This window comes from Vibrio sp. ECSMB14106 (assembly GCF_000972265.1).
Lineage (GTDB): Bacteria > Pseudomonadota > Gammaproteobacteria > Enterobacterales > Vibrionaceae > Vibrio > Vibrio kanaloae.
Genome location: NZ_LAUM01000007.1, coordinates 113,127 through 131,054, shown reverse-complemented (window position 1 = coordinate 131,054; position 17,928 = coordinate 113,127). Strand labels below are relative to the sequence as shown.

Sequence of the window (17,928 nt, the reverse complement as noted above, 5' to 3'; positions counted from 1 at the left end):
GAATAGCGTCAGTTAATCTTATTCTACAGAACACGATGAACCACAACAAAACGGATAAAAATCAAGCTTCTATTACCATTGTTGGTGGTGGTATTGCGGGGACAACAAGCGCTATTCACTTTAGTGAGTTGGGCTTTAATGTCACTATTTTGGAAAAAGGGCCGAGTTTAGTTAATGGCCCGCCAATTTGCCATTTACACGCTGGTGGCAATTTGTATCGAGATATTTCTGTAGAGCAATGTCTTCAATTGCTCATACAGTCAATTGATACTGTCCGCCTATTTCCTCACACGATCAATATTCGACCGACAGTCATTGCGGTTCCGCATAGTGATGGAGGGGAACCGATGGATCTTCTTCCTCGCCTTAAGGTGATTAAGGATGCTTATGCTGAGCTTGTTAAACAAGATAAAAGCAACCAAGTACTTGGTGACCCTGATGAGTACTACAAGCTCTACAGCAAAGAAGATCTGTTGGAGATAGCTGAAAGAACTCAACCACTAAAACCAATGTCACTCGATGATTGGTGTATCCCTTTTGCTAAACATACTGATTTAGACACGCTCAAATATCCTGTCGCCATGGTTCAAGAGTATGGATGGAGTGTATTTCGACTCTCTGCGACCGCTCAACTATCTTTAGGCCAGCAACCTAATTGTACGGTATTAACCAACAGTCGCTTAGAATCCGTTGAAGCTATAGAGCAAGGTTGGTCTTTGACTTATACAGACCATGAAAATCAAAGCCATATTTTAACAACCGACTATTTGATTAATGCGAGTGGTTTCGAAACCGGTATTGTTGATGACTTTGTCGGCTCTAAGCAGCAAAGGCTTGTTGAATTTAAAGCTGCGTACGTCACAGAGTGGCCTTACTCACAAGAATGTAAAGAAGAGTGGCCCGAGGTTATCTTCCATGGGCCGAGAGGCACACCGCAAGGCATGGCTCAATTAACGCCGTATACTGACGGCGTGTTTCAACTCCACGGTATGACGGAAGGGATTACTCTGTTTGAGGGAGGGTTGGTTTCCTCTTCAACAAACTCATCACAACCGCTGTTGCCGTCTAAGCTGTTAAAGAAAATCGTATCAGGTTGGAGTGAAGAGCAGCTTGAATTGAGAACTCGCGCGGCAATTACCCATATGTCTCAATTCATTCCAAGTTTTAGCTCTGCACAGGTTGGCGGCAAACCTTTGTTCGGTGCACAACAAATACCAGGAACCGACCCTAGCCTTAGGGCGTCAGATGTTTCATTTTGTGGTGAGCGTTATGCTCGACTTGAAGTGGTTAAAGCGTCTTCAACATTAGAGGCCGCGCAAAAAGTTGCTGAGCAATGGTTTGATATTACTGAAGCCGTATCGATTGAAGACGCCCACTCCATGACAATGTCACTCAATGTGAACGATATTGAAAACAGGGCGATAGGCTTGACCAAGGAGCGAGGTTATCCAGACGCGCTTGCTAAGGTATCAGGACAAGAACACTGTTAAAAACGCTCTAATTCGCTTAATACCTAATACAAGATCTCAAAAAAAAACACAATCCAGCTTACGATTTACAGTAAGCTGGATTTTTTCAATTTAACATCTTATTTGGCTATTTTAATCGAGGAGTATCCATCCAAAGATGTGTATCAATAACCAAAAAACTTCGCCCACTGACACCACAAATCTTGTAATCCCAATCGCTCGCCTTTACTAAAAGATATCTCATGGCCAGGTTTAGCTTGTGCTAAACGCGGTAAGTCGATTCTTGCAACGCAGCCAATCTTAGGATAACCACCAATAGTTTGTCTGTCATTGAGCAACACAATAGGCTGCCCATCTTGTGGGATTTGAATAGCACCAAGTGCAATGCCTTCAGACAGTAAGGAGCTATCAGGAGAAGTAACAGGTTTACCATTGAGTCTGTAGCCCATTCGATTCGAGTTTTGGTCAACGATATATTGGGCATTGTAAAAAGTCTCTTTTGCTGACTCTGAAAATAGCTCGCTCTGATAGCCTTCAATCACGCGTAAATTGACTGGCAAATTGTAATCGGGTTTGTATCTAAAGGTAACGCTCAGAGCCTTAAAAGGGGTAGAGAGGTCATGTTGAGTAAAACTTATCTTTTGGCCTTTTTGGCAAGGTTGCCCGTCTTGCGTGAGACCTCCAATTTTTTCACGTGTTACGGTAGAACAGCTATTGAGCGTAAGAGGAACGTCGAAGCCTCCCTTAACCGCTAAATATGCGCGTAGCCCGTTCTTAGGTAGTCCGAATGATAGCAGTTGTCCTTTAAAAGCTTGGAAAGAGCTCCAATTATCCAGCGGGCTACCGTCAAGTGTTGCTTGTAAATCCCCCCCACAGATTGCCATCTCGCAATCGAAGTCAACTTTTAAAACACATTGCCCAAGGGTTATTTCTAACGCAGCTTGGTTAACGGTATTTCCTAGCAGGTAATTGGCCCAACTATAAGAGTAACCGTCAACAGGGCCACCTTGTGTAAGTCCGAGGTGAGCAACGCCAAAACGGCCAAAGTCTTGGATCAGACTCAATGGGCCGGGTTTGATTACGGTAAGGGTTGGATTAGCCTTTAACTTACTCATGAGCGCCACCTCCACTAATCTCCATAGACCTAAGCTCCATAAACTCCTGTTTTGATATCGATTTGAAACGCACACTGTCTCCGACATTAAGTAGGGATAATGGACCTGGTGTGATATCTGCCTTCTTCAATTGGCTATGGGAAAACAGTGATAAAGGACAGTTACCAATAATGTTCCAACCACCTGGTGAATCAGATGGGTAAACCGCGGTTTTGGAGTCTGCAATCGCGATGCTGCCTTTAGGAACGCTTAAACGTGGTGTTGAGTGACGAGGTAAAGCCAGTTCACTAACCACATCCGACATAAAAGCAAAACCGGGAATGAATCCTATCGCACTGACACTGTATATCTCTGAGGTGTGATATTGGATGATATCGTCCAGAGATAAGCCTTTCTCTTGATATCTACCTAAATCGAGTGCTGTTTCAGATGCATAATAAGCGGGGAGCTCAATAATATTCGTCGTGTCGGTGGTGTTTGAAAATGAGGGTAAGGCCTGAGTTAACAGTGAGCTTAGCTGGGTTATCAGCTGCTGTTCTGAAATTCGATAAGGTAGATAATCAACTAATATGGTGTGGTAAGCCGGTGTCACATTCATCAACACGGGCGTTAGATTCTGGCGAATAACATCAGAAAAGTGCGCCATATACTGAGCATCGATAGCACTAGAGTGAGGGTTTAAAGGTATTAGCGTAACGAGAACACTGCATTCAGCAACGGGCTCTATATTGAATTCAATCTGATTTTTCGTCATTTCCTTTCCATACATTTATTCCAACTTCCATGTTTAGAGCAGTATCAGCTTGTAAGTTGTTCTTAGCCAACAAGTAGAAATTCGCTCAAGTCACACTGATATAAATTGAAAGCAGTGATATTAATTAAAAGCAGTGATATTAATTAAAAGCGTTGAGGTCTTGTCGGATTTTTCTAATTAATGCGATGGCTTGAGGGTTATCTCCGTGTACACAGATGGTATCAGCTTCAATAGGCAGTCGTTCCCCCTCAATTGTTGTGACGGAGCCATAGTTAATGATTTGCATGACTTGATTATAGATATCGTCTTGATGCACGTACACCGAGCCTTTTTGTGTGCGAGGTGCTAACTGCCCGTTGTTCAAGTAAGCTCGGTCTGCAAATGCCTCAAACAAAAGGGGTAAGTCATGATCATCAGCGATGTCTAAATATTGTTGATTGTCAGACGAAGAAAGAATCATGAGAGGGATATTAAATTCAGCCACCGCTTGAGCGACTGCATTAAAAACATCAGTGTTCGCCATCATATCGTTATAAAGGGCACCATGAGGTTTCACATATCCAACCGAGGTATGATGATAGCGGCAAAGGGCTTGTAAGGCCCCAACTTGGTAACATACTAACTCACTGATCTCATCCATAGTATGTGGAATGGAACGACGTCCAAATCCAACTAAATCTTGGTACCCTGGGTGAGCACCGATTTGAGTATGGTAGTGTTGAGCAAGTTTGATGGTTTTGGACATTACGTGTGGATCCGACGCATGAAAGCCACAAGCGATATTTGCCATATCGACCCATTCCATGACCGATTCATCATCACCCATTTTCCAATTGCCGAAGCTTTCTCCCATGTCACAATTAAGCAAAATCTTCGTTGTCACTTATGTAGTCCTTTTAAGTTGTGTTAGTTAGGAGCTGCCGACCTTAAAGACGTTCGTATAATTAGCACAATTAAACAGTGATTTAACTCAAAGTTTTAGCACTCCCACCCATTAACACCTCATTAATACAATATTAAAACTTCAATAAAAAATGTCAGGTCACACTAATAATAAAGTAGCGCATCCGGCTTGAAGGTAAATACTCTGAACTATTAAATAATTCTCTTACATAAGAAAGGCAAAGAGGCACGATCTCATTGAGGAAGTAACCGTGGTCTAAGGGGAGTAAGCTATCGAGCAAAACACATAAGAACGGTCAATTCGTGTTTTCTTATGAACATCAAAAGAGATCGAGGTTTGTGGCTTCGCTCTAAATTGCGGTATCATAGGCTATAAGTTGAATATTTCTAATAAAAAGGTCTACTAAACATGAATGTTTTAGTCACAGGTGGCATGGGCTACATTGGCAGCCATACAAGTATCCAGATGATTAACGCAGGAATGACGCCTGTACTTTTCGATAACTTGTACAACAGCAAGCCAAGCGTTCTTGATCGCATTGAGAAAGTATCTGGCGTTCGCCCTAATTTCATTGAAGGTGATATTCGCGATAAAGCACTTTTGACTGAAGCGATGAAGCAGAACAATATCGAAGCGGTTATCCATTTTGCAGGACTAAAAGCAGTAGGCGAATCGGTTGCTAAGCCTCTTGAATACTACGACAACAATGTGAACGGCACTTTAGTTCTTGTTGATGCGATGCGCGAAGCTAATGTAAAAACCTTAGTATTCAGTTCATCAGCAACGGTCTACGGCGATCCTGCTAGTGTGCCAATTACAGAAGACTTCCCAACAAGTGCGACTAACCCTTATGGCCGTAGCAAGCTAATGGTTGAAGAGTGCTTAACCGATTTCCAACAAGCGAATCCAGATTGGAGCATTACATTGCTGCGTTACTTTAACCCAGTAGGTTCACATCCAAGTGGCGAGTTAGGCGAAGACCCGCAAGGTATCCCAAACAACCTAATGCCATTTGTCTCTCAAGTTGCAGTAGGCCGACGTGAGTTCCTATCGGTATTTGGTAACGATTACCCAACAAAAGACGGTACTGGCGTTCGTGATTATATCCACGTTATGGATCTATCTGATGGACACATCGCAGCTCTTGAAAAAGTAGGGCGCAAAGCTGGTCTTCATATCTACAATCTTGGTACAGGCAACGGTTCAAGCGTACTAGATATGGTTAAAGCGTTTGAAAAAGCGAGCGGTAAAGAAATCCCATACAAACTGGTTGAGCGCCGCCCTGGCGATATCGCAGAATGCTGGGCAGATCCGGCTAAAGCGCAGAAAGAACTAGGTTGGAATGCGACACGTACACTGAATGAAATGACCGAAGATACATGGCGCTGGCAGTCAACAAACCCTGATGGTTTCCCGGGCTAAACGAGTAGTTTCATGGTCAGTTAACATACAAAAAGATGCTTTAGGGCATCTTTTTTGATCTAACAAGAATAAAAAATGAACTTTTCGGTTAAAATGTATCATTCTGTATTTGTTGTGTTACTATACGCGCGAATTATATGTTTAATGTTAATTTTCCTTGGAGTTAATCATGGAACTAGGCCTAATTATCACTTTCATCATTGCTGCTACAGTAATGGTTAAGAAAGAAATGGCAGAAAAGTAAGACACAATTTCACTTATTCCTTTTTGATGCAATTTTTAGTGAAATAGATAAAAGCCAGCATTAAGCTGGCTTTTTAGTTTCTGCAATTTGGGTTTGTAACAAATTAAAATTCGTATTTAGCGGTGACTGACCAGTTACGACCCGCTTGCGTGTAATCTTTATCTTCTTGTGAAAACCCACGAACGTCATTCCACGAATAGTACTCTTCATCCGTAACGTTGAAAAGACCAGCTCTAAGCGTAAGGTCCTTCATTGGCAAGTAGTATGCAGTTAGGTCAACTACTGTTGCAGAATCAGTCGGTAGAATTTCGTCTTTTAGACCCGCGCTATTTATATCACTAGACTTCTTGCCAGCTGTATAACTAATGTTAAGTGATGTACCCCATAACGCTGAAGGAGCATCATAGTTAAATCCAACGACAGCATTCCAAGGGTTCACGCTGTTAAGAGGGTTACCTTCACCGTCTTCGCCTTCTGTGTACGTGGCTGCAACACGAGTACTCACACCTTGTACCGGCATGAAGTTATTCCAAGACAACGTGTTTGAAGCCTCGATACCTTTGATTACTGCTTCATCAATATTTACATTTTTATATACTGTTGGATCCATAGGAGTGGCTGAACCACTAACAGCTACATTATCAATGAAGTTATCGTAGTCGCTGTAGAAGATAGCGATTTCGCTTGATGAATAATTTGTGTTGTGACGCCAACCTAGCTCGTATGAAATACTTTCTTCAGCTTCTAAGTCTGGGTTAGGGGCATTAACATAACCGTGAGCAGGATTACCAAATGAATAGTAAAGCTCTTGGAAATCAGGAGCTCTGAAGCCTTGGCTGATTTGACCGAAGATCTTATTTTCGTCATTAAGCGTGTAAGTTGTACCTAAGCGTCCGGTAACAGCTGAGTCTGAATATTTTGCATAAGATTCTTCAGGGTTCCCACTTGGGTTTTGGCTTGTATCACCAGGATCTGTTTCAAAGCCGTCAAAACGAACCCCCGGAGTAATCATCCAATTTCCGATCGTCATTTCATTTTGTGCAAAGAATCCATACTTTCTTTCTGATGCAGAAGGAATATAGAAGATAACTTGGTCTGCACTGATTGAGTTATATTCGTTATTAACGTTTTTAATATCTTTGTCTGAATATGAAGCACCATAGATAAAGTAATTTTCTACATTACCTGTCATGAAGAACTTATCGAATTGCACATCAAGCTGATAGCCTTCATCTTCGTAGATATAGTCCTTTTTCTGAACGTTACCAGCTGGCGGTAAGAACATACTACCACCCTTAGATGTACGATTAGTTACGCCATTTTCTTCTTTGCTCAACCAGTCAGCTTGCCAAGTAATAGTATCTGCAAACGCTAGGTCAGCATCCCAAATATGTTTGATACCGATTTGCTGTTGGCTAGTTGTGTCTTCGCCAGTGTAGTCGGTATAACTTGCACTATTTAAATCGGTATCACCAGAATTCTCAATGAAGTTACCAGAAAACTCTAATCGGTGTTGTTCGTTTAATTGGTACTGAAGCTTAACCAACAAGTTGTTGTTCTGAGTATCTTGCTCATCAGGTGTACCAAAGTTATCAGTTTGCTCACCGTCTCTGCGAGTATAAGCAACTAACGTTTCTAGGTCGCCAATACGATTTGCTAAAGCAACCGATTCGCTAAAGGTATTATCAGATGAAGAGTAGTTGAACTTCGCGTGGCCACCGAAGTCTTTGTCTTTTAAAAAGTCACTTGGGTCTTTTGTTTCGAATGCAGCAATACCGCCAATAGCGTCTGAACCATACAGAGAAGAAGCTGCACCTTTAACAATCTCTACAGACTTCAACATATCCGTATCAACATCAATGCGTGAAGAGTTGATGAAATTGTATGACTGAGTACCACTTGGCGTAAATTGGCTAGTTTGTGATACACCATCAACGATAACCTTTACTCGGTTACCTTCCATACCACGAATGTTAATACCTTGAATCCCTTGGCGGGAATTCGTAGTCACCGTGACGCCTGGTGTGTACCTAAATAAGTCTTCTACATCAGTTACCATGTTTTTTTCGATATCTTTATCGTTAATCACAGTTACCGACGCAGCAACATCTTCAAGTTGTTGATTAGTACGCGTTGCCGATACAACAACCTCGTCAAATAGGGCATAATCTTCAGCAAAGGCTGAGGTTGATGAAAGCGCTAAAATGATTGAAGCAGAGAGTAGGGATTGCTTATACATCTGATAGTTACCTTAATTCCATAGTATTATCTTGATTTGCGAAAGATAATATTGGATCTAAATGATAATTACTATTATTTGCATTTAATTAATTTTTATTTTTATCAACTGATTCATAATTAACATTCTTAAACATCTGTATTAAAAAGACTTTTACAGTTCCATTCACGTGGCGAATGCTTCTGTTTTTGTGACTAAAGTCTCATTTGTAAAGTAGGAAAGCTATGCATAGCCCAATAACACTTGAAGCATTACACATATTAGATGCCATAGAGCGACGTGGAAGTTTCGCCGCTGCGGCAAATGAAATGGATAGAGCCCCTTCATCACTCAGCTATCAAATTCAAAAGCTAGAGCAAGACTTAGACATCATGATCTTTGATCGATCCGGCCACCGTGCAAACTTCACAGAAGCGGGGCAATTGATATTAGAACAAGGCAGAGTGATTCTTGGTGCGACGGAAAAATTAGTAAACGAAGCCAGTATTCTTGCAAATGGTTGGGAGCTCGACTTAACAATAGCCTTTGATGGTATTATTCCGGTTGCTAATTTCTTCCCACTCGTGGATGAACTAGGAAAAATCAGTAAGACACGCGTTCGATTACAAGAAGAGATCCTTGCCGGTTGTTGGGAATCACTGACCGATGACCGCGCAGATTTACTGGTTTGCCCAAAAGTCGACACTATTCCAAATGACATGAAAAGTGACGTAATTGGTAAAATGGAAATGGTTTGGGTAGCGTCATCAAAACACTACGTTCACAAACGTTCAGGTGAATTTGACCAGAAGGCAAGAGAAAGTTACAGGGTAATTGCAATTGCGGATACAGCCCGTGATCAACCAGCATTAAGTATCAATATTTTAGAAAAACAACCGCGATTAACCGTGACAAGCTTTTCTGCAAAAGTAGAAGCGTTAACCACTGGTTTAGGTATTGGTACTTTACCAAGTAGTGTTGCTGAACCTTTGATCGAGTCTGGCGTCCTACAGAAAATTTCAGGGACTGAGCCACAACCTATCGATATCGTGATGGCTTGGCGACGCAACAAAATGGGCGACGCCAAATCTTGGTGTATTCAGCACCTTAAAAAGACATGGTCACTCAAATAGCGGCAACACCATATCTGCAGTACCATCTTCAAAACTGATATCTAGCTTAAAACCGAGTTTTCGAGCTAGTGTCAGCATTCCTCTGTTCGTTGGCATCGTCATCCCAGACATTTGCTTAGTCTGTTTTGCTCGGCAGTAATCGATTACCTTAGTCATCAAAATCCGACCTAAGCCGGCGCCTTTCAGATCAGAGCGTATCAGTATTGCAAACTCAGCGTCCGTGTTCTCTGGGTTTATCAAGGCTCTGGAAACACCGATGATCGCAGGAAGGCCTTGCTCCTTACGCACAACAACAAAAGCAATCTCTCTATCAAAATCGATCTGAGTAAAATTCGCCAATGCCTCGTGATTGAATTCACCGACATCACTAAAGAAGCGTTTATAAAGATCTTCTTTGGAGACCCGGTTAATAAAGTCTGCGTGAAGCGGCTCATCTTCCGGAAGGATAGGGCGTAGCAGCACCTCAGTACCGTCTCTCAACTGTATTGTCTCTTCAAGTTCAACTGGATACGGGCGAATCGCGAGTCTTTCTTGCGGATCTCCCTCATACGCTTTCAAAATAATATCGGCGTCCAATATAGTGAACTTATCTCCATTGGCAAGCACTGGATGAATATCTAAATCATGTATCTCAGGACAATTAACCACCATTTGAGATATACGAACTAATAGTTCAGAAAGCCCCTCAATATCGATCGGATTAGGCAACTTTTGCAGACGAATCTTGCCACTTTTTATCGCTCGAATAATCAAGTATCGAGCCAGTGTCATGTTAAGCGGTGGGAATGCAGCTGCCGCATCAATGGATTCATCCCATTCAGATCCACCTTGACCAAGCAGAATAATTGGTCCAAAGGTTTCATCGGTTGTTACTTTCACGCGCAGCTCTTGACCACCTGCGAGCTTGGCCATTCCTTGAATCAACAAACCATGAATATGAGCGGTAGGGAACGACAATTGCGATCGATCGAGAATCGCTTGAGCTGCATTTGCTACCTCACTGCTGTTTCGCAGATTGAGCATCACACCTTGTACATCTGACTTATGTGCGATGTCTGGTGAACGGAGTTTTACTGCAACGGGATAACCAATCGTTTCTGCAATATGTACCGCCTCGCTTGGGTCAGAAGCGATCCAAGTCGGAAGAACATCCAAATTGAAGTGTCTAAAAAATTGGCTGTTTTGATGGGTATCAAGACTAACTGTATCTTTATCCAGTAGTTGACGTTTAATCCAATTCTTCGCATCTGCCAAGTCTTCAATGTGTACTTTTTCTGCAGTCGTTGGGGTTTCCATTAACTGACGCTGGTTGCGTCGGTACTCGACCAAGTGCATGAAGGCAACCACAGAACTTTCTGGCGTTCGATAGGTAGGAATTCCCGCTTCAGTAAACCGCTTTCTCGCGGGCCGGGCTGTTAATTCGCCAGACCAATTAGTTAAGATATTGAATCGTTTGTGGCGAGGGTGCTTCTTGATCACTTCAATAATTCGTTCCGCTGTTTGAGCGGAATGCGCGACAGCAGAGGGGCTGTGCATGATAAGAATGGCATCAGCTTCGTCACCATCAAGCAGTATGTTGATAGTATCGATATAACGCTGATCGCCGGCATCACCAACAATATCTATAGGATTGCTATGGGACCAACTCGCTGGCAAAACTCTGCTTAATCTATCAAGTGTTTCATCGGATAATTCTGCTAACTTACCGCCACGATCAAAAAGCGTGTCTACAGCCATAATCGCAGGGCCTCCACCATTAGTGACAATAGCGAGACGCTCACCACGCAGTGGCACCGAGTGAGTCAGTGTCTCTACCGCGGCAAACAACTCATGTAAGTTCTTAACTCTCAGCATGCCACTGCGTCGGATTGCCGAATCGTAAATAATGTCTAGAGTGTCTGCACCGCCTGTGTGTGCCATAGCAGCCGCTCTTCCTTTCGCTGTTCGACCGCCTTTTAATACTAGGATTCGTCGGTTACGCGACGCTGCACGTGCTGCAGAGATAAAGCGCCTTGCATCCGTAATGCTGTCAATGTAAAGCAAGATCGCTTCGGTGTGAGAATCGGTACTCAGATAATCTAAAAGCTCTGAGAATTCAATATCACTGCCATTACCAATTGAGATAAACGCAGAGAAACCAATCTGCTTGTCGTTCGCCCAATCAAGAATAGTGGTACAAACTGCTGCAGACTGGGAAACAAACGCAATTTTTCCGGGAAGCGCAGTAACAGGAGAGAAAGAGGCATTTAAGTTTAGCCATGGAACAATAATCCCTAAGCTGTTTGAACCGAGCACGCGAATATTGTGTTTTTTGGCAATCGCTAGGCATCTTTCATCAAATGTCTCACCATTATCGCTTAGCTGTTGCATGTCGGAGGAAAGTACAATTACTGACGCGATGCCTTTCTCGGCCAATTCTTCAAAAATGGCGACGTTGCGTTTCGCATTCGTACACAAAATCGCAAGGTCTGGAACGATAGGTAGGGATAGAATTTTCTTATAAGAGAGTACGCCAGCCACTGAGTCGTATTTCGGTGTAACTGGCATCACCGCACCTTTAAAATCCCCGTGCAACAAATTATTCATAACAATATAGCCCGCACGCGTTTCTCGTTGCGAAGCACCGACAACAGCGATAGAGCGGGGTTTAAGTAGGGGATCAAGATGATTCATAGACATATCCTAGCAATGCACGTAAGTTCATCGTAACTTACTTTTCACTGATAGGTTGATGGCAAATTCACCGAATTCAGACGAATAAGCAGACACTGCATAAAGTTTGTGAAATAGGTCACCCACTAATGGTGTATAATCTCAAAGTTAACTTGATTCTAAACCGACGTATCGGCATGATTTATAGTAATTATTATTAAGGACATAGAGCTTTCCATGAAAAAAATTGCAATTGCGACTTTGCCTCTGCTCTTGGCTGCATGTGTATCTGAAAACTACATTACGGATGTGACTTCAGATAGCTATCAAGAAGAGTACAAAACAGCCAAAGTTGAAGCTCCAGTTGTATCTCAATCTGAGCAAGCAGTCGTTGTAGAAGAGAACGTTGTTAACGTTATCAGAACAGAACCTGTCACCCAAACAACTAAGGTTAAGCCAGTTACAAGCGTGACGGGGCCAACGAAAAAACAACAAGACATGAATCAACGCTTTGGCTATACGGTTCAAGTTGTTGCTGTTGGCAGCCAAAGTAAAGTCGACTCTTTCGTGAAAATGCTACCACCGACTTCTCAACCAGTTTGGGAAAACTACAAAATGGTTAACGGTACTAAGTGGTTCACCGTACTTTACGGTGACTACGCAACACGCTTAGAAGCCAAAAAGGCGATTTCAAAACTGCCAACCACTTTTCAAAACTTAAAGCCGTTCGTTAAAAGCATTGATGACATCAAGAATTCTGAATACCCAACGCTTAACAAGTTAAACTAAGTTTTGATTCATAAAAGAGGGAGCAAATGCTCCTTCTTTTGTTTTAAGACTATCGGTTTTGTTTAATAGTTAATCGCTCGATCTTTCGGATGCAATTTTAACAATCAAAACACTGTACCTATCTCGACTTTTGTTTATCATTGAAGTCAGTACTCCTAGTTTCAAGGACCGATTTTACCCATGAGCACCACAAACATTCTTCTACTTTGCGGCGGTGGATCTTCAGAGCATGAAGTGTCTTTAGTTTCAGCTAATTACCTTTTTGAACAACTCAATAGCGTTGCAGATTTTAACGTTTTAAGAGTTGAGATTAAGAGTGAAGGCTGGTGTATTGATTCCGGTGAATTAGTTTACCTTGATATTAATGAGCAAACTCTACGTGGCGACAATATAGAATCAAAAGTCGACTTTATTGTGCCGTGTATTCATGGTTTCCCAGGTGAAACGGGTGATATTCAGTCACTGTTTGAAATGGCTAAACTTCCATACCTAGGTTGTGGCTCTGAAGCAAGCAACAACAGCTTCAACAAAATCACATCAAAACTTTGGTATGACGCACTTGGTATTCCAAATACACCATACTTATTCTTATCTGACAACACGGAACAAGCTCACTCACAAGCGACTCAAGCTTTTGAAAAGTGGGGGAAAGTGTTCGTGAAGGCTGCACGTCAAGGCTCTTCCGTTGGCTGTTATCAAGTGAACCAAGTAGAAGACTTAGACGAAGCCATCAACAAAGCGTTTACGTTCTCAGATCAAGTACTTGTTGAGAAGTCAGTCGTACCACGAGAACTAGAAGTCGCTGCCTATCAAATCGACGGTGAGCTACACATTAGCAAGCCGGGCGAGGTGATAGCACCAAATGGCGCATTTTACTCTTATGAAGAAAAGTACAGTGCAGACAGCCACTCAATCACTGAAGTTGAAGCAAGTAATCTGACTGATGAACAATGTGAATTAATCGCAGACAGTGCACGCAAAGTTTTCACTCAAATGAAGCTACGTCACTTATCTCGAATTGATTTTTTCTTAACCCAAGACAACGAAATCTACCTGAACGAAGTAAATACTTTTCCAGGTATGACTCCAATTTCCATGTTCCCTAAAATGGTGGAGCATAATGGGCACAAGTTTAGTCAATTCTTGGAGAACTGCGTTAGAACGAGCCTTGCTTAGTTTATCGAATCGTTATTTCTGTTTTTGACCCTGACAACATAATGCCTTGAGCTTTTCTGCCAAGGCATTATTGTTTTTTAGAAGCCGATATTTTTAACGCCGACGATGCTACTAGTTTACTGGCTTGACGACAAAAGTTTATTGCCACGGTATTAAGGCTTTGAATTTCATTTTCTCCTTCTCAGCTGTGCCCGTATACCCCACATATTGCGCAGGCATGGCAGGGCTGAGCCAACGACCAAAATCCTGAATTTCTTTTACCTTAAGACCTTGTTTAGAAAGCTCTTGTGCAGCACCAACACGAATCGAGTTACCTGAGAAATGGTGGTTTTCCGCCAGTTGTAGTAAATCGCTTGCTCTGCGCAGGATTCGATAGATAGACGAATCGTCCAAAGGTTGACGTCCAATGTTTTCATGCTTGTCTATTGCACGGAACACAGGTAAATCCTCTTGTACCCCAGCATACGAAAGCCAACGCTCAAGTGCGACACTCGCGACTTGTGAAAGCTGGTATACAGAATTTTTAATAATGATCTGATAATCACTATCGGTGCTCTCAACATCGGCGGTTGATAACAGCTTAAGTTCTGAACGCTTTAAAGCACACTCGAACATCACATTATAAATGGCAATGTCACGAATCTCTTTTAAGTTGGCCTTGTCATGCGAAAGCAATATGTTCAATTCAGTGAGGTGTGCGGACGTCATGGCGTTGGTTTGCTTAGCATCACCGGCCATTCTGGCTTGCAAGTGGAGTAGAGTAAAGCGAACTTGTCGGTGCTTGATAGGGTTGGCGAGACCAAGCACAATGTGCAATAAACTAAGCGTTGCAGTGTAACGTTTTAGAGATGCATATTTTCTGTCGTTGGATTCAGTCTCTAAAAAACGACGAATAGCCGTAACAGATGCTGGAAGTGTATTGATACGGTTTTTAGTACAAAACGCGTGGTAGCGATTCCAGTCACTGTAGATGCCTAAGAGTGAATTACGCGAGTATTGGTATCCTGTTAATTCATCTATAATTTCAATTGACACATTACTGTTCAACTTTTCAACAAACAAATTAACTGTCACAGAATCAGATAAAATAGGGACTTTTTTTCTCAAATTACCGTACCTTAACAGGTGTTTTTACCATATTATGCTTGATATCATTAAAAGTATACTTATGATTAATATAGTGAAAACAAAAAGATGATCAATAGATATGGCTAATTCAATTTACCGGAGCGTCCATCTTCAATCGATAGATGCTAATCACACGGTCTGGCGTGCGAAGTTAAAAAACAATGTTATTCAAGGTAACCTAGCTGCTGTTAAGAAAAGTATTGATTGGTGGATTGAAACCGCATCTATTATTGATCCAAAAGAATTCACAGCATTAAATAAGTCGAGAGGAACTGGTGGCTCAACTGAAAACTTCAACGGTTACCAAATCAAGAATGACACCGGTGAGCCTAATGCGTGGTATTGCATGTTTAACGGACGCCTAATTAAGGGCGGAAAAATTGCAATTCAACGTCATATAGAAGCTTACTTACTCGCAAAACAAAAAGCAGAGCAACAAAAGAAGTAAATTATGAGCCTAGTATATTCAACAGAAACAGGTCGTATTGAGCCTGAAGAAGAGAAACTCCAACGTCCTAAAGGCGATGGTATCGTTCGAATCCAAAAAGAAACTAAAGGCCGTAAAGGCAAAGGTGTTTCTGTCGTAACTGGCTTAGACCTAGATGACGCACCATTAAAACTAATGGCAGCAGAGCTCAAAAAAGTTTGCGGCTGCGGTGGCTCAGTAAAAGATGGCAACATAGAAATTCAAGGGGACGCGCGCGACAAGATCAAAGCGCACCTTGAAAAGAAAGGCTACAAAGTTAAATTTGCTGGCGGCTAATCTCTAACTAATACCAGGGTTAAAATCGAAGATTATTATCACTGGTTATTAGATATTTTATGGTAAATAGCCAATATGGTTAAATACACAGTATAAATTAGAGACTATCGACACAATACAAAGGCAGGGCATCACACAAAGATACCTGCCTTATAAACACCAAAACCAATTTAACATAACGTACATAATACGCAGTCATGTGTGATTAATTTCAAAGATAGTATTATCATCGTTTCGCCTTAAAACCCTTGTTCCAACTGACTCTCACGCTTCTTGCGTCGACCAGAGTTTTCTTATGGCACTTGAAATCTAATAATTATATGTGCGGCCAGCGTCTACACAATTCAATCTTCATTCAGCAAATCTAATTGACGAGAAACTTTGTCCATCTGGTTTAACTTATCTTGCCACTTCTCTGTTTGCACTAACGAACCGCCGCGCTGTGTGTGATTCTTGTGAGCATTGGTGTTGCTTATTTTCCAGATTTCACACACGCGACCAATGTTTATTATCAACTGCACATGCTAGCTCTCGTTTAAATCTATCAACTAATAAAGTTCGTCTTTTTACGTAGATTAGCACACAGATTTTTCAAACCTGTCTAACGACGCTCTAGCGTTATACTTTGTGTTTAGTGAGATTATTAAACGGCAATGTATATCCTATGTTGTTTGTAATAACATGCCAAACAAGCGCAAACATGTTTGTATAGATTCATTACACTTATTCGTTGGTACACAACACCGATACTTGGGAGATCCATAATCACGGTTTGCCCTGATATTACGTTCAATTGGATTTAGGTAGCTTTGGTAATAAACCTAAGAGTTACTTTAAACCCATTGCGCTTAGTTTTGCTTTACTTGTTTTCTCTAACTGATATGCCCGCTTTTGAAGTCGCAATGGTGTTACCGCCTGAGATTAGAAAGCTTATAAAGCGTTTAATGGTTATCGACACATGTAATCAACAAAAAAGTGACACTGTAGCTATCTGTACAGGTAAAAGCTTGATCGTATGGAACACAAAATCAAGACCTTAACTAATAACTGTATGTTTATACAGTCAAATTGTTAACCCCACAAAAACGTCACCTTTCGTATAAATACCGAACAAAAACAACGCTATTTAGGCATATATCGATCGCTGGGCGCGTATTTTTTGGTGAAGAACGACTGTATCTAGCTTGTTGACCAAACGATACTAGCCAAAATCGAATCCCTAGATACTCCATTATGCATAATGTTACAGGTTTACGTACGAAATATATTATGAGCGACAAATCATTCCGAAAACTCAACATATTCCTTTCGATTTTTTGCCTAGCAATCACGCTAGTGTCGTTGATCTCTTTTAGGATAAGAACTACATCATCACACCAGACAGATAGCCTACGCGCGTAAATACAGACAGAGACCACGATGGTGGCACCGTAGGATCATTACATAAGTCAGAAGATGGAATTGAGTTACAGTGTGACTTTTAACGAACCTATAGCTTACCCTTCTGTGAAATTGAGTTCGTTATATCGACCCAAAATAAAGGGCTCGATCTCTCAACATTCGATTCGGTCACCATCAATATGGAATATGAAGGTCAAGAGGATCCAAGGTTTCGATTCTACATACGTAACCACGACGACAACTACAGCGCTCAAAGCGACCCTATTTCTAACAAGTTCAATCGCTTAGACTTATCACTCCCCGATAGAAAACACATCGATTTAGCATTCTCAAATTGATACGCGTCGCAATCCTTAATCGACTTCTACACAACTCCTTACGCCTCGTAAGCTTTTTAAATACTTATTCTGTACAGCACATATGTGGAAACGAAGCTTACTCTAAGCGGTGGTAAGTCACTCTCGCTGCGAGTCTTTATCATTACCGCTGTGGCTTGTCTCGCTCTGTTCTTCGATGAAATCCTTATTTGTCTGCTTCTGAACATTGAACACTCATGCACTCGCATCCGTTCAAAATACAAGTCACAACGTCACTAGCCTTAAAAAACGCCTTATATTTAGTAACTTAGGTATGGTGACATAAATACTGACACCTAAAGTGGCGATTGTTTTACTTTCAGATCTTGCTGTAATTTAATTACAACTAAACGCCAAGCAAGGCCTTAAAAGTGAATTACTCTGCTATAACTTACTGAATAAAA

Annotated in this window: 14 protein-coding genes and 1 pseudogene; 8 read left to right on the top strand and 7 right to left on the bottom strand. The window is 41.7% G+C overall.

Going from position 1 to position 17,928, the window contains the following annotated elements; all coding sequences use genetic code 11:
• Positions 1–35: 35 nt before the first annotated feature.
• Complete coding sequence (locus tag WR49_RS07455) at positions 36–1,490, top strand: FAD-dependent oxidoreductase (RefSeq protein ID WP_046223585.1); 1,455 nt, start codon at positions 36–38, stop codon at positions 1,488–1,490.
• A gap of 143 nt (positions 1,491–1,633) precedes the next feature.
• Here WR49_RS07455 and WR49_RS07450 read toward each other — a convergent pair whose 3' ends face one another.
• From WR49_RS07450 to WR49_RS07440, 3 genes are all read right to left on the bottom strand, one after another.
• Positions 1,634–2,584 carry a biotin-dependent carboxyltransferase family protein gene (locus tag WR49_RS07450; RefSeq protein ID WP_046223584.1) on the bottom strand — a complete coding sequence of 317 codons (951 nt, stop codon included), beginning with the start codon at positions 2,582–2,584 and terminating at the stop codon, positions 1,634–1,636.
• Positions 2,577–3,338: a 5-oxoprolinase subunit B family protein gene (locus WR49_RS07445; RefSeq protein WP_046223583.1), complete on the bottom strand. Its 762-nt coding sequence runs from the start codon at positions 3,336–3,338 to the stop codon at positions 2,577–2,579. Before WR49_RS07445 ends, WR49_RS07450 begins: the two co-directional genes overlap by 8 nt.
• Positions 3,339–3,477: 139 nt before the next feature.
• Positions 3,478–4,221 (bottom strand): 5-oxoprolinase subunit PxpA, encoded by a 744-nt coding sequence (locus tag WR49_RS07440; protein ID WP_017058296.1) that lies wholly within the window; start codon positions 4,219–4,221, stop codon positions 3,478–3,480.
• Positions 4,222–4,650: 429 nt separating this feature from the next.
• Here WR49_RS07440 and galE point away from each other — a divergent pair, with 429 nt between their 5' ends.
• A complete protein-coding gene (gene galE / locus WR49_RS07435; RefSeq protein ID WP_017058295.1) occupies positions 4,651–5,664 on the top strand; it encodes a UDP-glucose 4-epimerase GalE in 1,014 nt (337 codons plus the stop codon).
• 347 nt (positions 5,665–6,011) lie between these two features.
• Here the strand turns inward: galE and WR49_RS07430 are convergent, their stop codons facing one another.
• A complete protein-coding gene (locus WR49_RS07430; RefSeq protein ID WP_046223582.1) occupies positions 6,012–8,147 on the bottom strand; it encodes a TonB-dependent hemoglobin/transferrin/lactoferrin family receptor in 2,136 nt (711 codons plus the stop codon).
• Between the two features lie 224 nt (positions 8,148–8,371).
• On the opposite strand from WR49_RS07430, the gene WR49_RS07425 reads away from it, so the two are divergent.
• Positions 8,372–9,259, top strand: a complete 888-nt coding sequence (locus tag WR49_RS07425; RefSeq protein ID WP_017058293.1) for a LysR family transcriptional regulator — start codon at positions 8,372–8,374, stop codon at positions 9,257–9,259.
• Here WR49_RS07425 and WR49_RS07420 read toward each other — a convergent pair.
• Positions 9,248–11,932, bottom strand: a complete 2,685-nt coding sequence (locus tag WR49_RS07420) for a bifunctional acetate--CoA ligase family protein/GNAT family N-acetyltransferase (RefSeq protein ID WP_046223581.1) — start codon at positions 11,930–11,932, stop codon at positions 9,248–9,250. The two genes, WR49_RS07425 and WR49_RS07420, sit on opposite strands and share 12 nt — an antisense overlap.
• A 216-nt stretch (positions 11,933–12,148) precedes the next feature.
• Between WR49_RS07420 and WR49_RS07415 the strand changes: the two genes are divergently transcribed.
• Positions 12,149–12,700, top strand: coding sequence for an SPOR domain-containing protein (locus WR49_RS07415; RefSeq protein ID WP_017058291.1), 552 nt, complete (start codon positions 12,149–12,151; stop codon positions 12,698–12,700).
• A 180-nt stretch (positions 12,701–12,880) separates the two neighbouring features.
• On the top strand, positions 12,881–13,876 hold the full coding sequence (locus WR49_RS07410) for a D-alanine--D-alanine ligase (RefSeq protein WP_046223580.1): 996 nt from the start codon (positions 12,881–12,883) through the stop codon (positions 13,874–13,876).
• Between the two features lie 138 nt (positions 13,877–14,014).
• On the opposite strand, the gene WR49_RS07405 is transcribed toward WR49_RS07410, so the two are convergent.
• On the bottom strand, positions 14,015–14,983 hold the full coding sequence (locus WR49_RS07405) for a tyrosine-type recombinase/integrase (protein ID WP_046223579.1): 969 nt from the start codon (positions 14,981–14,983) through the stop codon (positions 14,015–14,017).
• 100 nt (positions 14,984–15,083) lie between these two features.
• Between WR49_RS07405 and WR49_RS07400 the strand changes: the two genes are divergently transcribed.
• Both WR49_RS07400 and yciH read left to right on the top strand, forming a co-directional pair.
• Positions 15,084–15,452, top strand: coding sequence for a DUF3319 domain-containing protein (locus tag WR49_RS07400; RefSeq protein ID WP_017058288.1), 369 nt, complete (start codon positions 15,084–15,086; stop codon positions 15,450–15,452).
• Positions 15,453–15,455: 3 nt separating this feature from the next.
• Entirely contained in the window at positions 15,456–15,767 is a 312-nt protein-coding gene (yciH, locus tag WR49_RS07395; protein WP_046223578.1) for a stress response translation initiation inhibitor YciH, read from the top strand.
• Positions 15,768–16,111: 344 nt separating this feature from the next.
• Here the strand turns inward: yciH and WR49_RS21300 are convergent, their stop codons facing one another.
• The gene (locus WR49_RS21300; protein ID WP_017058285.1) at positions 16,112–16,288 is read right to left on the bottom strand and encodes a hypothetical protein; all 177 of its coding nucleotides are present in this window, start codon (positions 16,286–16,288) and stop codon (positions 16,112–16,114) included.
• 748 nt (positions 16,289–17,036) lie between these two features.
• Here WR49_RS21300 and WR49_RS21580 point away from each other — a divergent pair.
• Positions 17,037–17,503, top strand: a pseudogene (locus WR49_RS21580) (GGDEF domain-containing protein); the annotation flags it as partial.
• Positions 17,504–17,928 lie beyond the last annotated feature (425 nt).